This window comes from Streptomyces sp. enrichment culture, assembly GCF_964273255.1.
GTDB lineage: Bacteria > Actinomycetota > Actinomycetes > Streptomycetales > Streptomycetaceae > Streptomyces.
Genome location: NZ_OZ186835.1, coordinates 3,444,479 through 3,463,414, shown reverse-complemented (window position 1 = coordinate 3,463,414; position 18,936 = coordinate 3,444,479). Strand labels below are relative to the sequence as shown.

The window sequence follows — 18,936 nt, the reverse complement described above, 5'->3', positions numbered from 1 at the left end:
GTCCCTGTGCGGCCGGTTCCGGATCTACGCGGCCGGTTCCGGATCGTCGAACAGATCCTCGGCCCGCCCCACCGTGCCGGAACGGTCGAGCCAGTCGCCGAGAACAGCGAGGTCGGTGCAGTCGGTGATGCGCTGCCGCACGTCCTCCGACACGGGAATGCCCCGCACCTCCAGAACGCGCAGGATGCCCTTGGCTTCCCCTTCGGCCCTGCCCTCCAGGTACTTCTCCTCGAAGAGCGTCCCGTGCCCCGGGAAGTGGGTGACGACGTCCTGCATCAGCTTCCTCCAGTTCTCCCTGGCCGGAGTGGACTCCAGGCCGACTTCCACCACTTCGAACCAGTGCTTCCTGATGTCCGGCGCTAAGGACAGGAGCCGCAGGCGACCGTCGGTCGGTGAGTCGGTGAGTCGGTGAGTCGGTGAGTCGGTGAGTCGGTGAGTCGGTGAGTCGGTGGCTCTTGAGCCGTGCCGCACCGGCTGTGTCAGGGTTCCAGCGGCAGGGACGACTGTTCGGCCGCCGGGCCGAGATACGTGTACTCGGTCGACCGGGCGATGCCCACCGCGTCGAGGCACTGGCGGAAGCGGACCCGGAAGTGCACGTTGTCCCCGAGCCCGGGTCGCATGCGCAGCAGTGCCGCCGGCTCCTCGAACCGCACGTCGTAGGCGTGGGCGTTCCTGGCGGTCCCCGTCTTGACCTTCACCCAGCCGCTCTCGCGGAGTTCGGTGATACGGCCCGAGATGATGATCTCCTGGTCACGGGCCCTCGTCGTCTCGCGCAGCCGCTCGACATGGCGTCTGCCGCGCTCCGTGAGCCGTGCCCTGCGCGTGTCGCCGTCGCCGCCGTACCACGTCATCCCGAGGTCGAGTCCGTACGTCCCCAGGGCGCGGGCCAGCGTGTCCACGGGATCGAAGAGGCGCGACCACTCACGGACGTCCTGTTCGGCCTCCAACGCGGCGATCAGTCTGGTGAGGGTCTGCATGCCGGTGCTCGCGGCGGATGTCGGAGGAGCCTCCAACGCCACGGGCTCCGGTGCGGCGACGGACGGCACCGGACGCGCATGGATCACGGTGCTGCCCGGCGAGATGCCCGTGAGCTCCAGGTGGACCGGAGTGCCCGCAGCGACGGAGATCGCGTTCTCCACCGGGCTCAGCAGGGCGTCACCCCACTGGAAGCGCAGAGCACCCCCCTCGGTGTCCGGTCCCGTCAGCCTCAGCCGCAGCTCCTCGTCGAGGCGGGCGTCCGGCTCGTAGGCGCGGACCGCGGCGAGGCGGGCGGCCCGGTGCTCGGCGTCGACCTCCTCCTCGTCCCGTTCCTCGGTACCCATGTCATCGAGGAGGCGCGCGGCGGCCTCGGCCGCCACCGGATCGTCCCTGAGCAGGGCACGCCTGCGCTCACGCCAGCTGTCGCCGGTGGTCACAGTCGCACCTCCAGGTATCCGCGTGCCGGTGCGGCACTTTCCCGGGACGGGGAACGGTCCGTCTGCCCGGGCAGACGGCATCGCTGCCACCAGTCGTCCCACACACCCCGTTCCATGAAGTATGTCCGTTCCTCGGCGGAGAAGTGGTCCGGCCGGAAGACACGATCGACGGGTTGGTACCCGACCCTGACCGGTGAGACTCCGAACTTGCGCAGCATGTTGTCCCGGCTCTGGAAAGCGGTGGTCAGCCATTTTGAGCCGGGCAGACCGCGTACGGCACGTTCGGCCCGCACGTCGATCAGGACCGTCGCATCGATGTTCCTCGGATCCGTCTTCGTGCTCACGAAGCTGCCGCCGAGCCACAGCCTGTGGATGAGTGGGTGTCCGTCCGTGAGGTCGGCGTGCCTGTCCTCAAGAACGAAAAAGCGTTCCAGATAGTCGTGCAGTCCGGCCCACAGTGTCTGCCGCGTTGTGGAGGACCGGAACTCCGGCGCGGTGACCAGCAGGGTCTCCGCCTCTCCGAGGGAGACGGAGTGGCGGCCCAGGGGAAGGAATCCGTTCGCGGCGAAGGAAGGCGGCACATGAAGTCCTGTCGGGTGTGGCGGAACGCCGTGGGGTGTGCGGTGTGGCGGCGCGTTCTGCGACGACGGCTCATCCGGCCACGCGGGTCTTCCCGGCTTTCGGGGGCTTCGGCGTCCTGTTGGCGCCGTTCTCCCTGCACTCACGGCATCGACCCGGTCGGGGTGCGCGGAAGGCGCGGTCGCAGCCGTCACAGGTCTGGAGGGGCGGGCGGGGGCCGGGGGCCGGGGCGGCCGGGGGCCTGACCGGGGGCGGGGGCGGTAGCTGGGCGGTCAGGCGGTGGGCGAGGAAGGCGGCCGGGCGGACCAGGGGCTCGTCGGGCAGGTTCGCGGTCAGGGCGTGGCGTACGGCGGTGGGAGTGAGGTCGCGTTCCAGCCAGGCGGCGACGCCGGGGGCGAGGTGTTCGGCGTCGGTGGCGGACAGGAGCAGGCGCGGGTCGTGGCGGCGCAGGCCGGCGAGGACCTCGACCGCCGTCCGGAGCAGGGCGGTCCAGGGGTGCGACGGCTGCGGCACGGCGGGGAGCCGCTTGCGGGGCGCGGGCTCGTCGGGTTCCGCCCGCCGCGCGGGCCTGCTGCGGGCGGCCTGCTCCCGGGCGCCCCGGTGGCCCGGCCGGTTGCAGGACACCGTGCGGGTGACGATCCGGCCGGTGGGGGTGCGCTCGCGGGTGCGGCGCAGGTAGCCGTGCGTTTCCAGCTCCCGCAGGGCGGAGGCGATGCGGGTGGGGCCCTCGGGGAAGCGGGCGGCCAGCGTCTTGATGTCGACGGCGGTGCCCCGCCGCACGGACTGGATGTAGCAGGCCAGCCCGATGGCGAGCAGGGACAGCTCCTGGTGCTGGGCCAGGTCGTTGCCGATCACCGTGAAGTTCTCGGTGTGCCGGACGTGGTCGTGGACGACGCCGGCGGGCCGTCGGCCGTCGGGGTGCCCGTCGGGGTGCTTCTTGTCCCGGTTCCGGGACTGGGAGCGCGCGGGCGCGCTAGGGTTTTCGCTATCCATCGGGAAGTGTTCCTTTGCTTTGGCTTCCTTGGTGGTCAGGCCCTCGCATCGGGAATTGCGCTCCCGGCGGGGGCCGTCACATGTCTGGAGTGGTGTGGTGCTGCTGGCGCTGAGCGTAAGGCAGGCAACCCGTCCCGAATCCAGCCCACTTGGGCATATTCACTCGCGGGAGTGAGTTTGCCCGGCGGGAGGGAGGGGTGGGGCTTGGTGGGGTTCTTTCTCCCCCGTGGGTGGTGCATAGGGATCGCAGGGAGGGCCGGAGCGTGAGCGCTCACGCTCCGGTGACTGCGGTGCGGGGAGGGTGAGTTCGGCCCAGACCGTCGTGCGGGGTGGCAGGCTGTCGGTGACGCCCCAGCGGTCGGCGAGGGCGGCGACGAGGGTCAGACCGCGGCCGGATTCATCGGTGGGGCCGGCGGGCCGGTGGGGCGGGAGCTTGTCACCGCGCGTGTCCGTGACCTCGATGCGGAGGGTCGCCCCGACCACCCGGAGCAGCAGCCGGAAGCTGCGGCCCGGGACGCGGCCGTGGGTGGACGCGTTGTTCGCCAGCTCGGCCACGACGAGCCGGGCCGGGTCCAGCGGGAGCCCCCAGCTGCGCAGTTGTTCGGTGGCGAGCAGACGGGCCAGGCGGGCGCCCCGGGGCGTGGGGGACAGCAGGGCGCTGAAGTTCCGGGCGGGACTGTCGGGTTGGGGGAATTCCTGATTCATGTCACTCAGCGTGGCCGTACGCGCCTACCGTGGGGAGTGACAGCGTGGTTGCGTACGGTGACTGTCCGTCGGTTGTCCGGTCGTGTCCGGGCTTGTCGGGGCGGTGCGCACGGGGAGGACCCGGCCGGTAGGTGGCGGTACGACGGAGGGGTGCACACATGTCGGTGGACGGTGAGGTCCGTCAGCTCAGGACCGAGGCGGACGAACCGGGGTGGGAGGTGGACCCGGACGACGAGTGGGGCGTGGCCGTGGTCGCCACCGTGGGACGGCAGTTGAAGCTGCGGCGTGAGGCGATCGGGATGCGGGCCGGAGAGTTCGGCGCGGCGGTGGGATACGGCGAGGACCTCGTCTACAAGATCGAGAGCGGGAAGAGGATTCCCCGGCCGGAGTATCTGGACAGGGCGGACGAAGTACTGGGGGCGGGTGGGCTGCTCTCGGCGATGAAGGAGGACGTGGCCAAGGTCCGCTATCCGAAGAAGGTGCGGGACCTGGCGCAGATGGAGGCGCGGGCAGTCGAGATCGGGGTGTACGAAAGCAGCAACATCGCGGGTCTGTTGCAGACCTCGGACTACACGAGGGCCCTGCTGGCGTCGTGGCTGCCTGCTTACACGCCCGAGGACTTGGAGCGCCGCGTGGCCGCCCGTGTCGCTCGGCAGGCCGTCTATGAGCGGTGTCCAGCACCGGCGTTGAGCTTCGTCCTGGAAGAGGCGACGCTTCGGCGCAAGGTCGGAGGCACAATGGTCCGGCGGCAGCAATTCGAACGCTTGCTGGAGGTGGGGCGGTTGAGCAACGTGTCCCTCCAGATGATGCCGATGGACAGTGCGCCACACCCCGGCATGAGCGGCAGGATCGAGTTGCTGAAGTTCGAGGACGGCACCGCCGTGGGGCGTTCCGACGGAGCGTTCACCGGCCGTCCCGTCACTGACCTGAGGCAGCTCCGTATTCTCGAACTGCGGTACGGCACCATCCGGGCGCAGGCGCTGCCACCAGGGGAGTCGCTTGCCTTCATCGAACAACTGCTGGGGGAATCGTGATCCGTAAGGTCTCCGCCGGGGACGCCTCCGGACCGGCGTGGTTCAAGAGCAGCTACAGCAGCGGCCCGGACGGCGACTCCTGCGTCGAGGTCGCCACCACCCCAGGTACCGTCCACGTCCGTGACTCCAAGTGCCGGGACACCGGCCCCCGGCTCGCCGTCGCGCCGGAGGCGTGGGCGGGCTTCGTGGCGTACGCGTCCGGGAGCCGGCCCGGCGAGTGACGTGTCCTGCTACCGCGCCACGAACTGGGTGAGGATGGCCTGGACCTCGTAGATGTCGACGCCCTTGGTGAAGGTCTTCTCGATCGGTGCCTGGTGACCGGAGATCCAGATCTTCAGTTCGGCGTCGAGGTCGAAGGTCCCGGCGGTCTCCACCGCGAAGTGGGTGATGCTGCGGTACGGCACCGAGTGGTATTCGACCTTCTTGCCGGTGATGCCCTGCTTGTCGATGAGGATCAGCCGGCGGTCGGTGAACAGGATGGTGTCGCGGATCAGCAGGAACGCGGCGTGCACCTGCTCGCCGTGGCCGAGCAGCCGGGCGTAGTCCTGCTGTGCCTGGGCGGGGTTGACGGTGTGGGCGTTGCCGAACAGTGCCATGGAGGTCCCCCGGGGTGAGTGGTCCGCGGCCGGGCGGCCGCTCTCCTCCGATCGTCGCAAAGGCACGGGGCCCGGGAGAAGGATGTCGTCCTCCCGGGCCCCGCCTGTGGCACGCGTGTTACGCGGTCGGCTTCTCCTCCAGGCGGGGGAAGAGCACCGCGCCCTTGGTGACCGTCGAACCGGCGGGCAGCCGGCCCCACTCGGCCGCCTCCCCGACCTTCTGGTCGGCGAGCGCGCCGAGGGAAGCCTCCGCGCCGAGCGAGTCCCAGAGCTTCTGGGAGGTCTCCGGCATGACCGGGTTGAGCAGGACGGCCACTGCGCGCAGCGACTCCGCCGCCGTGTACAGGATCGTCGCCAGGCGGGCCTTGCCCTCGTCGGAGGTGTCCTTGGCGACCTTCCAGGGCTCCTGCTCCGTGATGTAGCCGTTGACCTGCTTTACGAAGTCGAAGACGGCGAGGATGCCGCTCTGGAAGTCCAGTTCGTCGCCGATGCTGCGGTCGGCCTTGGCGACCGCCGTGGCCAGGCCGTCCCGGATGGCCTGCTCGGCCTCGCCGGACGCCGTCGCCTCGGGCAGTTCGCCGCCGAAGTACTTGCCGACCATGGCCGCCACCCGGGAGGCGAGGTTGCCGTAGTCGTTGGCCAGCTCGCTGGTGTAGCGGGCGGAGAAGTCCTCCCAGGAGAAGGAGCCGTCCTGGCCGAAGGAGATGGCCCGCAGGAAGTACCAGCGGTACGCGTCCACGCCGAAGTGCGAGGTCAGGTCCTGCGGCTTGATGCCGGTCAGGTTCGACTTGCTCATCTTCTCGCCGCCGACCATCAGCCAGCCGTTCGCGGCGATCTTCCCGGGCAACGGCAGGCCCTGCGCCATCAGCATGGCCGGCCAGATGATCGCGTGGAACCGGAGGATGTCCTTGCCCACCAGGTGGACGTCGGCGGGGAACGTGCCCTCGAACTTCTCCGGGTTCTCGTTGTAGCCGACCGCCGAGGCGTAGTTCAGCAGGGCGTCGACCCACACGTAGATGACGTGCTTGTCGTCCCACGGGACCGGGACGCCCCAGTCGAACGTCGAACGCGAGATGGAGAGGTCCTCCAGGCCCTGGCGGACGAAGTTCACGACCTCGTTGCGCGCGGACTCGGGCTGGATGAAGCCGGGGTTGGCCTCGTAGTGGGCGAGCAGCTTCTCGCTGTACTCGCTCAGCTTGAAGAAGTAGTTCTCCTCGCTGAGGATCTCCACCGGCTTCTTGTGGATCGGGCACAGCTTCTGGCCCGCGTACTCGCCCTCGCCGTCGAGCAGCTCGCCGGGGAGCTTGTACTCCTCGCAGCCCACGCAGTACGGGCCCTCGTAGCCGCCCTTGTAGATCTCGCCCTTGTCGTACAGGTCCTGCACGAACTCCTGGACGCGGTCGGTGTGCCGCTTCTGCGTGGTGCGGATGAAGTCGTCGTTCGCGATGCCGAGGTGCTCCCACAGGGGCTTCCACGCCTCCGTGACGAGCTTGTCGGCCCAGGCCTGCGGGGTGACCCCGTTCGCCTCGGCCGTGCGCATGATCTTCTGACCGTGCTCGTCCGTGCCGGTGAGGTACCACACCTTCTCACCGCGCTGGCGGTGCCAGCGGGTGAGCACGTCGCCTGCGACGGTCGTATAGGCGTGGCCCAGGTGAGGAGCGTCGTTGACGTAGTAGATGGGGGTCGTGACGTAGTACGCCTTCGCCCCCTGCTTCTCTGATCCAGTGGCCGCCATGCCCGAAATCCTACTGGGCCCGAGGTGATCGGCTCACACGCGTTTCGGGGGGTGGACGGGAGGGCAGTGGCCCGTCCCGCCCACCCCCCGGGGGTGTGGCTTTCCGCGTTCCCGGCGGCGGCCTACGGGCGCCAGGACGCCAGGACGCCCTCGTAGAGCTCCTTGTCCGTGAGCTCCCGCGGCGTCGCCCCCGCGAGGAAGTGCGCGGTGTTCGGCGTCTTCAGCTTGCGGAGGTAGTCGAACGCCTTGTTCTCCGGGTCGCCGAAGGCGACGAAGGAGAAGAAGACCGCCGGGTGCGAGGTGGCGGCCTCGGAGAGGGCCTGGTTGGCCGGGGTCTTCGCGTCCGGGGCGCCGTCCGTCTGGAAGACCACCAGGGCGGGCGTGTCCGGACCGGGGCCCGACTTGTCGTGCTGGGCGAGGACCTCGGCGACCGCCGCGTGGTAGCTCGTGCGGCCCATCCGGCCGAGGGACGCGTGCAGCGTGTCGATCCTGTCCTCGAAGTCGTCGAGGGTGAGGTCGCCGGTGCCGTCCAGCTCGGTGGAGAAGAAGACGACCTTCACCGTGGCCTCGGGGTCGAGGTGGGCGGCCAGGGCGAGCGTCTGCTCGGCCAGGGCCTGGGCGGAGCCGTCCTTGTAGTACGGGCGCATGGAGGCGGACCGGTCCAGGACCAGGTACACCTTGGCGCGGGTGCCCGAGAGGTGGTGCTGCTCCAGGACGGAGGCGGCGGCCTCGTAGGCGGTGGAGAGGGCTGCGGGGACGGAGACGGGAGCGGGGGCGGAGGGGGAGTCGGAGGGGGCTGTCGGCTCGGGGGCCGGGGCCGGGGCCGGGGCCGGGGCCTCGGAGTCCGTCTCGGCTCCGGCTTCCGCTGCGGCCGCGGCTTCCGCGTCGGCGTCCGCCTTGTCCGTCGTCTTGTCGGACGCCTTGCCGGTCGTCTTGCCGGTCGTCTTGTCATCCGCCTCGGCCGTGGCCTGCGGCTCGGGGGCCGACTCGGGCTCGGGGGCCGACTCGGGCTCCGGGGCCGACTCGGGCTCCGGCTCGGCCGCGGGCGCCGCGTCGGCCTCGGGGGCGGGGTCGGCGTCCGCCTTCGGGGTGGCCTCGGCGTCCGCCTCGGTCGTGCTGTCGGCCTCCGTCGTCGTGGCGGGGGTCGGCTCTGCCGGGGCGGCTGCCTCCGGCTCGGGGGCGGCCTCGGCGTCCGCCTCCGCCTCGGGCTTGGGGGCTTCCGCGTCGGTCCCGGCCACGGCCTCGGCCGCGGTCCCGGTCTCGGCTTCCGCCTCGGGCTGGCTCTCGGGCTCGGCGGCCTCGGCCTTCGCGTCCGTCTCCGCGTCCTGCGCCTCCGGCTCGGCGGCGGGCTCCGGCTCGGCGGCGGGCGTCGGCTCGGCCTTCGCCTCGGCCTCGGCGTCCGGGACCTCGGCCTTCGCCTCGGCCTCCGGGGCGGTTCCGGGCTGCGGGTCCGCCGCCTGCGCGGTCCCGGCGGGCTTCGGTGCCGTCTCCGCGTCGGTCTCCGTGTCGGTCTCCGCGTCGGCCTTCGTGCCGGCCTCCGTCGCCGGGCGCTCGGCGACGGCGTCCTCGGCCTCGGTGCCGGCGTCGGTGTCCGTGCCGGCGGCAGCCTCGGCCGGTGCGTCGGCGGCCGCTTCGTCGGTGGCCTTCGCCGTGCTCGTGGCAGCGGCCCCGGTCGTGGAGTCGGCCTCGGCCTCGGGCTCGGCCGTGGCCTCGGGCTCGGCCTTGGGCTCGTCCGACGGGGACGTCGCATCGTCCGAACGGGTGGGGTGGGGCACCGCCACGTTGTCGAAGGCCGCCGAGACGAGATCGTGCTCGCTCCGGGGCTCGGGCACGGCAGCCGAAGCCGACCGCTCCGGCTGATCCGACCGCTCCGGCTGATCCGACGGTTCCGTGGTCGACCGCGGGGCCGGTTCCGAGGCGGGCTCGGGGGACGGCGACGGGAGCTTGGGCTCCGGGGAAGCGGAGGCGGGCTGCGGTTCGACGGCCTGCGCCGCACCCTCCGCCTCGGCGGTCCTTGCTCTGCGTGACCGGCCGAACGCGTTCCGCAAGAGAGTGAGAATGCCCATGTGCGCAACCCTTCGCTGAGTTGATGCCCGTCAATCCCTGGCCAGGACGGACACGTAAGGTTAGCGGCCCGCACAGGCGATCTTGGGCAGGGTCGGGATGTCCGGCCGCTCCCCTGTCAAGGGGGACTTCCGGCCCGTGCGCCCGCGTCCGCAGCCCCGTGCTCAACTCCTCGAAGGCCGCCACGGGTTCACCCGCCGTTCACCCGGTCGCCCGGCTGTGGCACCGCTGCGCTCCTAGCGTCGCGCTGACACTCACGGGCATCCAAGGAGAACGAAGTGCGCAAGCTGCTGCCGTTGATCGGAACGCCGTCCGGTTCGCACCCCGGCGGCCGGTCCGCCCTGACTTGTCGATTCCGGTGTGGTGACGCCTGCTTCCACGAGGTGCCCAACACCAGCACCAACGAGTACGTCGGTGACGTGATCGCCGGTGCCCTCAGCCGGCGTTCGGTGATGCGGGCCGCCGCCGTGGTCACCGTCGCCGCGGCCGGCGCCGGTGCGGCCGGTGTCGCGACCGCGCCCGAGGCGCAGGCGGCACCCGTGGCCGGGCGCGGGAAGCCCCACCACCCCAGAGAGAAGGGCGCCCGCGGCCTGCGGTTCACGCCCGTCGCACCCAACACCACCGACGCGGTCACCGTGCCCGAGGGCTACCGGCAGAACGTCGTCATCCGCTGGGGCGAGCCCATCCTGCGCGGGGCGCCCGCCTTCGACCCGGAACGGCAGAGCGCGAAGGCGCAGGCCGGACAGTTCGGCTACAACTGCGACTTCCTCGCCCTGCTGCCGCTGAAGGGCGAGCGCGGCCGCCAGTTGCTCGTCGCGAACCACGAGTACACCGACGAGATCCTGATGTTCCGGGACTACGACCCGGCCAACCCCACCCGTGAGCAGGTGGAGATCGCCTGGGCCGCGCACGGGCTGGCCGTGGTGGCGGTGGAGGAGGACCGCAGGACCGGGAAGCTCGCCCCGGTCCCGCGCCACCGGCTCAACCGGCGGCTCACCGCCACCTCCGAGTTCCGGCTCACCGGCCCGGCCGCCGGGTCGGAGCTGCTGAGGACGTCGGCCGACCCGAGCGGCACCAAGGTGCTCGGCACCCTGAACAACTGCGCGGGCGGCACCACCCCCTGGGGCACGACCCTGCACGCGGAGGAGAACTTCAACCAGTACTTCGCGCGCGGCAGCCGCCCCACGGACAAGCGCTACGGCATCGGCAGCGGCGAGACCGAGCGCAAGTGGGAGCGATTCGACCGGCGCTTCGACCTCTCCCAGGAGCCGAACGAGGTGCACCGGTTCGGCTGGGTCGTCGAACTCGACCCGCACGACCCCACGTCGACGCCCCGCAAGCGCACCGCGCTGGGCCGGTTCAAGCACGAGGCGGCGACCGTGCGGCTGACCCACGACGGGCGGCCCGTCGTCTACTCGGGGGACGACGAGCGCTTCGACTACTTCTACAAGTTCGTCGGCAGCAAGCGGATGCGTCACGGCAACAGCCGCTGGGCCCGCGAGCACAACCGCACGCTGCTCGACGAGGGCACCCTGTACGTCGCCAGGCTGACCGGGGACTCGCCCGCCCTCGAGATCGACGGTACGGGCAAGCTGCCCCGGGACGGCGAGTTCGACGGCAGCGGACAGTGGATCCCGCTGGCCACCGCGACCGCCGACGGTGCCGTCTCGCACGTCGAGGGCATGACCGCCGAGGAGGTCTTCGTCTTCACGCGCCTGGCCGGTGACAAGGTCGGCGCCACCAAGATGGACCGCCCCGAGGACATCGAGCCGAACCCGGTCACCGGCAAGGTGTACGTCGCCCTCACCAACAACTCCAACCGCGGTGTCGGCTCGAACCCGAAGGCGGACGAGGCCAACCCGCGTCACGCCAACAAGCACGGCCACGTCCTGGAGCTCACCGAGCGCTGGAACCGGCCGGAGAGCACCCGGTTCGCCTGGTCGCTGTTCCTCGTCGCGGGCGACCCGGAGGACCCGGCGACGTACTTCGCCGGCTTCCCCAAGGACGCCGTGAGCCCCATCTCCTGCCCGGACAACGTCGCCTTCGACGACCACGGCAACCTGTGGATCTCCACCGACGGCAACGCCCTCGGCTCGCACGACGGTCTCTTCGGCGTCGCCACGCGGGGCAGCCGGCGCGGTGAGCTGAAGCAGTTCCTGACGGTGCCCAGGGGCGCGGAGACCTGCGGTCCCGTCATCCAGGACCGGCGGGTGCTGGTCGCGGTGCAGCACCCGGGCGAGGTCGACGGCGCGACGGTGGAGAACCCGGGCAGCACCTGGCCCGACGGTCCCGGCACGTACGTCCGTCCGGCCGTCGTGGCGGTGTGGCGCGCCGACGGGCGGGACATCGGCGTCTGAGGCCGCGGGCCCCGGCGGCCCCGGCGGCCTCGGCGGCGTACCGGTCGCGAAGGCCGGGCGCCGCGCACCGATCACGAGCGTCGGGCGCCGAGGGCTGAAGGCCGGGCGCCGGGGCCGCTCACGGCTCAGGGCCACGGCTCATCGCCCGCCGGCCGCCCGGGGAGCCAGCCGGCCACCCGGGAAGCCCGCCGGCCACCCGGGGGGAAGCGGAACGCCTTCCGGTCCGTTCCCGTCTCCCCCGGGGCGGCCACGCCGTGCGGTCACGGGAGGGCCGGAACGGGTGCTCCCGGACCGCTGCGTTCCAGCCACTCCCGGTACGCCGGGGCCTGCCGGGCGACCTCCCCGTACGCCTCCGCGAGGTCCGGGTAGACGCCCTCCAGTTCCGTGTCGGTGCGGGCCGCCAGCAGCAGCCGTACCCCGAGCGGGTCGCCGTGCAGGCGGCGCACGGCCGTCTCGGCGCGGGAGGGGGAGGTCGGCTGGACCACCGTGACGACCTCGCCGGTCGCGACCAGGGACGCGGCGGTGTGGTAGTCCCCGTGCAGGATGCGCGGGTCGAGTCCCTCGGCGCGCAGCACCCGGCGCACCGCGTCCCACTCGCCGTCGACGGTGGGGTCGATCATCCAGCGGTCACGGGCCAGGTCGGAGAGGCGCACGACCGGCTTGGCCGCCGCCGGGTGGTCGGCCGGCAGGCAGACGAACTGCGGTTCCCGTTCGACCAGGACGCGGATCCGCAGCCCTTCCGGGACGCGCAGCGGGCTGCCCTCGACCTCGTGCACGAAGGCGACGTCGAGCTGGCCGTCGGCCACCATCCGCAGCAGGGCGTTGGCGGAGACGTCCATGTGGAGGGTGGGCTCCTGCCAGTGCCTGCGGAGCCGGCGCAGCCATCCCGCCAGCGCCCGGCTGGCGGTGGACCCGATGCGCAGCTGGCGTTCGCCGACGGCGGCGGCCCGCGCCTCGCTGACCAGGGAGCGCAATTCGGCCACCAGGGGGCGGGCACGGCTGAGGACCAGCCGGCCCAGCGGGGTGGGGCGGCAGCCGGTCCGGGCCCGGACGAACAGGGCACCGCCCAGCTCGTGCTCGATGCGCCGCAGCTGCGTGCTCAACGAGGGCTGTGCCACTCCCAGTTGGCGTGCCGCGCGGTGCAGGCTGCCGGTGTCGGCGATGGCGCACAGCGCCCTGAGGTGCCTGACCTCAAGCTCCATGCCCTGGGAGGGTAAGGCGGAAGTTCAGCTTTCACCAGACATACAAATGGCGACCGATCAGGACCATCGGGCCTTCGCGGCGTGAGCGGCCGGCACCGGCCGGCAGCGGTGCCCGGCCGGGCCGCCGGGCATGCCGGGGCAGGTGGGGACGGAGAGGGATAGGGCGGTCCTATCGGCGGTTGCCATCATCACAACGGCCGTACGGGCACGGACACTCACGGTGTCTGACTCATCCCCCCACCTCGAGGAGTCACCCATGCGCCTGCGCATGCCCCTGTCCGTTCTCACCGCCGCCGGACTGAGCCTGGCCACCCTCGGACTCGGCACCGCCGGGCCGGCCTCGGCGACCCCCACCGCCGAGGGCGCGCCGGTCGTCGCCTACGAGTCTCCGGCCGCCGGTTCCGCCGCCGAGGCCGACGCGCAGGCCGAGGCCCGCGCCAACCGGGCCTTCTTCGAGGCCGTGCTGCGGTCGGTCGCCGAGAAGCGGGCCGCGAACCCGAAGAGCACGGCCGCCGTCACGGTGGTCTACAACGCCTCCCGGGCACCGTCGTTCGCCACGCAGATAGCCCGCAGCACGCAGATCTGGAACAGCTCGGTCTCCAACGTCAGACTCCAGGCGGGCACGTCGGGCGCCGACTTCTCCTACCGGGAGGGCAACGACCCGCGCGGCTCCTACGCGTCCACGGACGGCCACGGCCGGGGGTACATCTTCCTGGACTACCGGCAGAACCAGACGTACGACTCCACCCGCGTGACCGCGCACGAGACCGGCCACGTGCTCGGGCTGCCGGACCACTACTCGGGCCCGTGCAGCGAGCTGATGTCCGGTGGCGGCCCCGGCCCGTCCTGCACCAACGCCTACCCCAACGCGGCGGAGCGGTCCCGGGTGAACCAGCTGTGGGCCAACGGCCTCGCCGCCGCGATGCAGGAGGCGACGGACAAGGCGCTGGAGAAGTCGTCCCGCTGACCGGGCGCCGGGCCGGGTGCGCGCCACGGCCGTCCGCACAGGACGGCTCAGGACGGCTCAGGACGGCTCTCGACGGCTCAGGACGGCACGGGGCGGCACAGGACGCCAGGCGCCACGGCACCGTTGCCCGGCCGGAGTGCGCGGGCCGTCCCCTCGCGGGGGCGGCCCGCGCCGCCGTGCGTCAGCGGCCCTCGTGCAGGGTGAGGTCGACGAGCACCGCGCGATGGTCGGTGCGGGCGAGGTCCAGGAACCGGACGCGGTGCGCCGCGAACTGTCCGGACACCAGGACATGGTCGATCTGGGCCCCGAACGCGGGCATGGTCCGGGCCGGCCAGGTCGGCGTCCGGTCGGCGCCGGCCAGCCGGGCGGCGTCGCGCAGGCCGGTGTCGAGGATGCGGCGGAAGGCGGCGTGGTCCTGGGAGGCGTTGAAGTCACCGGCGAACACGGCGGGCGTGGTCCGGTCACGGGCGGCGGCCTCGCGCAGCCGCCCCAGCTCGCGCTGCCACAGCTCGGTCTGACCCGGCAACGGCGGCATCGGGTGGGCGAGTTGCAGCCGCACGGCATGCCCGTCGACGTCGGCGACCGCGGCGGGCATGCCCATGGTGCCGGGCACGGGCTCGGCGTCCCGCAGGGGGTGGCGGCTGAGGATGACGGAGCCCTCGGAGCCGCCGCCGGACACGGCGCTGCGGTGCGGGTGGCTGTCCGCCAGGTCCCGCTCCAGCCGCGCCTCGCAGCCGGGGTCGCACTCCTGCACGAACACCAGGTCCGGCTGGTCGCGGCGCACCGCCTCGACGAGCGGACCGGTCCCCCCGCCGAACTCCACGTTCGAGGTCAGCACCCGCAGGGAGACGACCGGCCGGCCGGTGGGCTCCACGCTCTTGCCGTACGGTTCGATGAACCAGGCCAGCAGCCCGAGCAGGGCGATGCCCCAGGCCAGGCCGATCCACCACCGGGCGAGCAGGGTCAGCAGCAGACCGGCCCCGGTGGGCACGAGCAGCCAGGGCAGGAACGCGAGCAGCTGGGTCACGGGCGTGACGCCGTCGGTGTCGGCCACCCGGCAGCCGACGACCACGCTCACCCCGGCGAACAGCAGCGCCGCACACCGGGAGCGCAGGCGCCGCCGTGCGCTCCGGCGGCCGGCCGTCCCGTCGTCGGCGGTCCACTCGGCAGTCGCAGTGTCCAACGTCCGGCCTTCCGCTCGCGAGGGCAACGCCCGCATCCTCCCTCATGGACGACGGGGCGTCCGCCGGGGTTGCGTCACCTCGCACGACAGGCGAGCCGCTCCAGAGCCGCTCCACGGCGGGACCGGTGGTGCGGGGCGGGCGGGCGCGGGCCGGGTGCCGTCGGAGGGCGCTGTGTTCACACCCGCGCGCGGGGCGGGGCGGCGGGAGGCGCGGGGGCGGCGCCGTCCGGGGCCTTCACGCGGTGGCGGAGGCCGGGCAGGCGGTGGTGGTGCCCGGCCAGCCAGGACAGCAGGGCCACGCCCGCGCCCAGGGCGACCAGCAGCCAGGACGCGGTGCGCAAACCCGCGGTGAGGGCGTCGTAGACCGCGCCCGCCGCGGGCCGGTGGACGCGTTCGGGCAGGTCGGCCAGGGTGAGGCGGCGGCCGGCGAACACGGCGGCCCCGAGCAGGGCGCCGCCCAGTGCCGTGCCGAGGCCGGTCGCGACGAGGGCGCGGCGACGGCATCCGGCGACGGCGATGCCCGCGACGGCGAGGGCGACGGCCGACAGGGGCAGCCAGAGGGCGGCCGTGTCCAGCATCCGGTATCCCTTGCGCAGGCCGGGGACGTCACGGGCCGGGACCACCGCCACCTCGGTGTGCTCGACCGGGATGTGCCGGGCGAACGGCACCCGGTCGGCGACGAGACGCTCCTTCACCTCCGCCGCGACCGGGGCGAGGTCGACGGTGACCGGTCCCGGCGCGGCCCGTTCGTCGCGCACCGCGTGCAGGACCGCGTCGTGCACGGCACGGTTGCCCGCCTCCCACGCCGTGGCGTACGCCTCGGTGTGCGTGAACGAGCGCACCGCGTCCCGGACGAACGCCGCCAGGGCCGGGGACCCTTCCGCGCCGAGTTCCCGCACCAGCCCGTCGCCGACGGCGTCCGCGACCGCGTCCCGCACGTCCGGGTCGGCGGCCAGCGGAGCCATCGTGCCGACGTAGCGGCCGGTGTCGGCGAGCCCGTGCGACGCCCAGACCGCGAGGGCGCCACAGGGGAGCAGCAGGCACGCCAGCGCGGTCAGCGCGGCCGAGACGGCGTCGCGCAGCCGCCGGCCGCCGGGACGGCCGGGCGCGATGGGCCCGGTGGCGGTCGGGTCGGACACGGGGTGGGTCGCCCGTGGGCCGGAGCCGGGCGGGACGGAGGAGGCGGACACCCCTCCAGGCAAGGCGGCCGGAGCCGGGTCCGCGAGCGCAGCGCCCGCAGACGGGTGCACGGGAGCCGCCGGGCCGTGCGACGGAGGGGGTGCTTCACCCGAACGGGTGATGGGACCGGCCTGCGGGCACACCGAACGGACCGACGTGGGCCGCCTCGTTCGCCCGGTTCGGCTCGGGCTCGTCACCGCAGCCCGAGCCGAACCAACCACCGCCGCTCGACCGCTCAGCCGCTCAGCCGCTCGGCTGCCGTGCTGCCGCGGGGCTTGCCGCGCCGCCGCTCGGCCGCCGGGTGGCTCACGGGCGCCGGTGCCCCGCCGCGTCCTCTCGGGAGTGGTAGCGGTAGAACAGCATCGCGCCGAGAGCCGCGCCCGTCGCCAGGCCGAGCCACATGGACCACAGCACGCTGAAACCGGTGGTGCTGACCAGGAACCCGACGGCCGCCGCGGTGAACGCGCCCCACAGCGCCGCGTGCGGCTCGCGCTTCAGGCGCGGGGCCATCGCCTGCACGGCCAGGTACAGCACGATGAACACCAGGGCGGCGAGGAAGCCGAACAGCACGTTGCCACCGGTGATGGGCCCGCCGTACCGCACGTTGGCGGCGGCCCAGTAGCCGTAGACCAGGCCGAGCACGACGGGGACGGCGATCCGGGCGATCCGGTGGGTCCGCCCGCTGAAGATGTCGGGCGTGCCGGACCGCTCGTTCCCGGTCCGCATCCTCACCCTGGACCTGGGTGCCGCGTGAGCCATGAGAGCACTCCTCTCTCCTCGCCCCCGCCTACCAGAGCACACCGGCCGGGCCCCGCGGGCAAGTCGACGGCACCGACTTTCACCGGCCCGCGGCCCCGGTGGCCCGCCCTCCGTCGTCCTCCGGCGGGCCGGGCCCGGCCCCGTCCCCCGTCCGGGGCCCCGGTTCCTGCCCTGGCCCCGAACTCCGGCCTCCGTCTCCGCCCCGCAGGGGGAACGTTCGCCGTCCCCGTCCCCTCGCGCGGGGCGCAGCGGTTACCGTGCTGCCCGTGGGTGATCGACAGGGGGAGGCGACCGTGCCCGGAACCGTGCTGCTGCTGGCGGCCTCGCCGGTGGGCCGGGGACGGCTGGTGGACGCCGCGTCCGTGCTCCCCGTCCTGGCGGCCGTACCGCCCGGCGTGCTGTCCGCGAGCGGCAGCGGCTCCGTGAACGTCATCGAACTCGCCGACCCGCTGGAACCCCAGGCCGTGCTGACGCGGCTGCGTGCCGCCGCCGCCGCGCCGGGACCGCTCACCGTCTACGTCACCGGCCAGCTGCAGCTCGACCGGCGCCAGCGGCTGCCGCACCTGGCGCTGGCCCGCACGACCCCCGCGACCGTGCGCTACACGGCGTTCCCCTGGCACTGGTTCCGGGACGAGCTGCGGCTGCGCCCGGCGGGCGCGACGACCCTGGTGCTCGACCTGCACGCGGACGCCGAGACCCGGCGGGTGCTGTGCGCGCCGCTGCCGCCCGGCCGCCGGTCCCCCCTTGGCTGCGGTCCGCACAGCGCCGTCCACGGCCGGATCGCCCCGGCGCCGGGCCGCCGCACGGTCGCCGCTCCCGCGTACATGACGGCGATCGCGACGATCCTGCGCAGCGGCCGGCGGCCACCGGAGGAGGAGCTGCACCGGCTGGCGTTCACCCGGATCGCCGCGGACGGCACGGACCCCGGCCTGGAGCTGGCACCCGTCCGGCCCGGCAGGGTGCCGGACGACCCGCACGCGGCCGTCTCCGCCGCCGCGCGCTCCGGCCGCCACGGCGACGCCGACGCGCTCGCCGCCCGGCACGAGCGGGCTGCCGCCCTGGCCCACGGAGCGGCCTCCGAGGAGGCCCTGCACTGGGCGGAAGTACGGGCGGACCTGGCGATGCTGGCCGGGGAACCGGCGCGCAGCTGCCGCACCTGGCTCGCGGTGGCGAGCGCACGGCTGAGCGCCGGCCAGCCGGCCGACGCGCCCGGGGTCGAGACGGCCGTGGACCGCGCGCACCACCAGTGGGGCCGCATCGAGGACCCGCACCGGGCGCGGGAACTCGGCCCGGCGCTCGCCGGGCTGCGGACGGTCGTGCCCGGCCGGCGGGCCGGCGCCCTGGACCACGTGCAGCGCCGCCTCGCCCGCCTGCAGCAGATGCAGCAGAGCCCGCAGGTGCAACAGAGCCCGCGGGTGCAGCAGGCCCGGCAGGCGCAGCAATCCCCGCAGGTGCAGCAGTCCCCGCAGATCCCGCAGCCGCATCAGCTGCAGCAGCCGCCGGTAACGCAGCCTGCGCGGCAAGAGCGGCAAGCGCGGCAAGCGCGGCAAGCGCCGGGTGAGCAGGAGATGCAGCAACAGCTCTGACGGGAGCCGTCGCGGGCGCACCGTCGAGCGGGAGCGGTGCCGCGCCCGCCGGCCGGGAAGGCGTGCCGGGGCCGCGGCCGAACAGCGCCGGGGGCGGGGGCCTGTCGGCGCCGTTCGCCGGGCGGCGCGGGCCGGTGGTGCGCAACGACGCCCGAGGTGCGCGGGGAGTGCCCGACCCCTCCCTGTGCGGCACGCGCGGTGCCATGATGGTGCGTTATGGCTGAGGGGGATGGTGTGGCCGACGCGGGCATTCGGGTGCGACTGGACGGGACGGCGAGCGAGAGCGACATCGGGGCGCTGCGCAAGTGGCTGGAACGGGAGAAACCGCTCCACGAACGGGTGCGCGCCGGCGAGTTACGGATCCTGGAGCGGAGCCGCACGGACGAGGAGGGCGCCCCCATGGGGGCCGGCCTGGAGATCGTCCTGGTCGTCGTGGGGGCGGGTGCGGGCGTGGTCTTCACGGAACTGCTGGAGCAGGTGAAGCGGGCCGTGACGGCCTGGCGGGCCAACCGGCGGGACGTCGAGAACGGTGAGCCGCCGGAGGGCAGAGTCGAGCCGGTGGACCTCGACGACAGGTAGGCC

At 73.3% G+C, this 18,936-nt stretch carries 17 protein-coding genes and 1 pseudogene; 6 read left to right on the top strand and 12 right to left on the bottom strand.

The window, feature by feature from the left end:
- Positions 1-24: 24 nt before the first annotated feature.
- From ACSU53_RS14880 to ACSU53_RS14860, 5 genes are all read right to left on the bottom strand, one after another.
- Positions 25-330 carry a hypothetical protein gene (locus ACSU53_RS14880; RefSeq protein WP_437028024.1) on the bottom strand — a complete coding sequence of 102 codons (306 nt, stop codon included), beginning with the start codon at positions 328-330 and terminating at the stop codon, positions 25-27.
- Between the two features lie 149 nt (positions 331-479).
- The gene (locus ACSU53_RS14875; RefSeq protein ID WP_437028022.1) at positions 480-1,415 is read right to left on the bottom strand and encodes a hypothetical protein; all 936 of its coding nucleotides are present in this window, start codon (positions 1,413-1,415) and stop codon (positions 480-482) included.
- Positions 1,412-1,996: a DUF6932 family protein gene (locus ACSU53_RS14870; RefSeq protein WP_437028020.1), complete on the bottom strand. Its 585-nt coding sequence runs from the start codon at positions 1,994-1,996 to the stop codon at positions 1,412-1,414. The genes ACSU53_RS14875 and ACSU53_RS14870 overlap by 4 nt, the downstream gene beginning before the upstream one ends.
- Positions 1,997-2,066: 70 nt before the next feature.
- Positions 2,067-2,987, bottom strand: a complete 921-nt coding sequence (locus ACSU53_RS14865) for a helix-turn-helix domain-containing protein (protein WP_437028019.1) — start codon at positions 2,985-2,987, stop codon at positions 2,067-2,069.
- Positions 2,988-3,146: 159 nt separating this feature from the next.
- Positions 3,147-3,692, bottom strand: coding sequence for an ATP-binding protein (locus ACSU53_RS14860; RefSeq protein ID WP_437028017.1), 546 nt, complete (start codon positions 3,690-3,692; stop codon positions 3,147-3,149).
- 158 nt (positions 3,693-3,850) lie between these two features.
- Here ACSU53_RS14860 and ACSU53_RS14855 point away from each other — a divergent pair, with 158 nt between their 5' ends.
- Together ACSU53_RS14855 and ACSU53_RS14850 are read left to right on the top strand one after the other, a co-directional pair.
- A complete protein-coding gene (locus ACSU53_RS14855; RefSeq protein ID WP_437028016.1) occupies positions 3,851-4,726 on the top strand; it encodes a helix-turn-helix domain-containing protein in 876 nt (291 codons plus the stop codon).
- Positions 4,723-4,947 (top strand): DUF397 domain-containing protein, encoded by a 225-nt coding sequence (locus ACSU53_RS14850; protein WP_437028014.1) that lies wholly within the window; start codon positions 4,723-4,725, stop codon positions 4,945-4,947. Before ACSU53_RS14855 ends, ACSU53_RS14850 begins: the two co-directional genes overlap by 4 nt.
- Before the next feature lie 9 nt (positions 4,948-4,956).
- Here the strand turns inward: ACSU53_RS14850 and ACSU53_RS14845 are convergent, their stop codons facing one another.
- The 3 genes from ACSU53_RS14845 to ACSU53_RS14835 form a co-directional block, all read right to left on the bottom strand.
- A complete protein-coding gene (locus ACSU53_RS14845; RefSeq protein WP_164338597.1) occupies positions 4,957-5,322 on the bottom strand; it encodes a PH domain-containing protein in 366 nt (121 codons plus the stop codon).
- A 118-nt stretch (positions 5,323-5,440) separates the two neighbouring features.
- Positions 5,441-7,057, bottom strand: coding sequence for a methionine--tRNA ligase (metG, locus tag ACSU53_RS14840; protein ID WP_437028012.1), 1,617 nt, complete (start codon positions 7,055-7,057; stop codon positions 5,441-5,443).
- Between the two features lie 122 nt (positions 7,058-7,179).
- Positions 7,180-8,889, bottom strand: a complete 1,710-nt coding sequence (locus tag ACSU53_RS14835; RefSeq protein ID WP_437028010.1) for a VWA domain-containing protein — start codon at positions 8,887-8,889, stop codon at positions 7,180-7,182.
- Between the two features lie 510 nt (positions 8,890-9,399).
- Here ACSU53_RS14835 and ACSU53_RS14830 point away from each other — a divergent pair.
- Positions 9,400-11,478: a PhoX family protein gene (locus ACSU53_RS14830; protein WP_437028008.1), complete on the top strand. Its 2,079-nt coding sequence runs from the start codon at positions 9,400-9,402 to the stop codon at positions 11,476-11,478.
- 260 nt (positions 11,479-11,738) lie between these two features.
- Here the strand turns inward: ACSU53_RS14830 and ACSU53_RS14825 are convergent, their stop codons facing one another.
- Positions 11,739-12,680, bottom strand: coding sequence for a LysR family transcriptional regulator (locus tag ACSU53_RS14825; RefSeq protein ID WP_437028006.1), 942 nt, complete (start codon positions 12,678-12,680; stop codon positions 11,739-11,741).
- Between the two features lie 256 nt (positions 12,681-12,936).
- On the opposite strand from ACSU53_RS14825, the gene snpA reads away from it, so the two are divergent.
- The gene (gene snpA, locus ACSU53_RS14820; protein WP_437028004.1) at positions 12,937-13,647 is read left to right on the top strand and encodes a snapalysin; all 711 of its coding nucleotides are present in this window, start codon (positions 12,937-12,939) and stop codon (positions 13,645-13,647) included.
- 181 nt (positions 13,648-13,828) lie between these two features.
- Here the strand turns inward: snpA and ACSU53_RS14815 are convergent, their stop codons facing one another.
- The 3 genes from ACSU53_RS14815 to ACSU53_RS14805 all read right to left on the bottom strand — a co-directional run bounded on the left by ACSU53_RS14815 (position 13,829) and on the right by ACSU53_RS14805 (position 16,768).
- The gene (locus ACSU53_RS14815) at positions 13,829-14,830 is read right to left on the bottom strand and encodes an endonuclease/exonuclease/phosphatase family protein (RefSeq protein ID WP_437028003.1); all 1,002 of its coding nucleotides are present in this window, start codon (positions 14,828-14,830) and stop codon (positions 13,829-13,831) included.
- Positions 14,831-15,006: 176 nt separating this feature from the next.
- Positions 15,007-15,969 (bottom strand): hypothetical protein, encoded by a 963-nt coding sequence (locus ACSU53_RS14810; RefSeq protein WP_437028001.1) that lies wholly within the window; start codon positions 15,967-15,969, stop codon positions 15,007-15,009.
- 346 nt (positions 15,970-16,315) lie between these two features.
- The gene (locus ACSU53_RS14805; protein ID WP_437027999.1) at positions 16,316-16,768 is read right to left on the bottom strand and encodes a hypothetical protein; all 453 of its coding nucleotides are present in this window, start codon (positions 16,766-16,768) and stop codon (positions 16,316-16,318) included.
- A 293-nt stretch (positions 16,769-17,061) separates the two neighbouring features.
- Here ACSU53_RS14805 and ACSU53_RS14800 point away from each other — a divergent pair.
- Positions 17,062-18,144 (top strand): annotated as a pseudogene (locus tag ACSU53_RS14800) (hypothetical protein); the annotation flags it as partial.
- A 426-nt stretch (positions 18,145-18,570) separates the two neighbouring features.
- The gene (locus ACSU53_RS14795) at positions 18,571-18,933 is read left to right on the top strand and encodes an effector-associated constant component EACC1 (RefSeq protein WP_437027997.1); all 363 of its coding nucleotides are present in this window, start codon (positions 18,571-18,573) and stop codon (positions 18,931-18,933) included.
- The last annotated feature ends 3 nt before the right edge of the window (positions 18,934-18,936 follow it).

Coding starts and splice junctions, on each gene's coding strand:
- snpA (WP_437028004.1), top strand. CDS start 12,937: ATGCGCCTGCGCATGCCCCTGTCCGTTCTCACCGCCGCCGGACTGAGC.
- metG (WP_437028012.1), bottom strand. CDS start 7,057: ATGGCGGCCACTGGATCAGAGAAGCAGGGGGCGAAGGCGTACTACGTC.
- ACSU53_RS14865 (WP_437028019.1), bottom strand. CDS start 2,987: ATGGATAGCGAAAACCCTAGCGCGCCCGCGCGCTCCCAGTCCCGGAAC.
- ACSU53_RS14860 (WP_437028017.1), bottom strand. CDS start 3,692: ATGAATCAGGAATTCCCCCAACCCGACAGTCCCGCCCGGAACTTCAGC.
- ACSU53_RS14825 (WP_437028006.1), bottom strand. CDS start 12,680: ATGGAGCTTGAGGTCAGGCACCTCAGGGCGCTGTGCGCCATCGCCGAC.
- ACSU53_RS14845 (WP_164338597.1), bottom strand. CDS start 5,322: ATGGCACTGTTCGGCAACGCCCACACCGTCAACCCCGCCCAGGCACAG.
- ACSU53_RS14855 (WP_437028016.1), top strand. CDS start 3,851: ATGTCGGTGGACGGTGAGGTCCGTCAGCTCAGGACCGAGGCGGACGAA.
- ACSU53_RS14795 (WP_437027997.1), top strand. CDS start 18,571: ATGGCTGAGGGGGATGGTGTGGCCGACGCGGGCATTCGGGTGCGACTG.
- ACSU53_RS14805 (WP_437027999.1), bottom strand. CDS start 16,768: ATGGCTCACGCGGCACCCAGGTCCAGGGTGAGGATGCGGACCGGGAAC.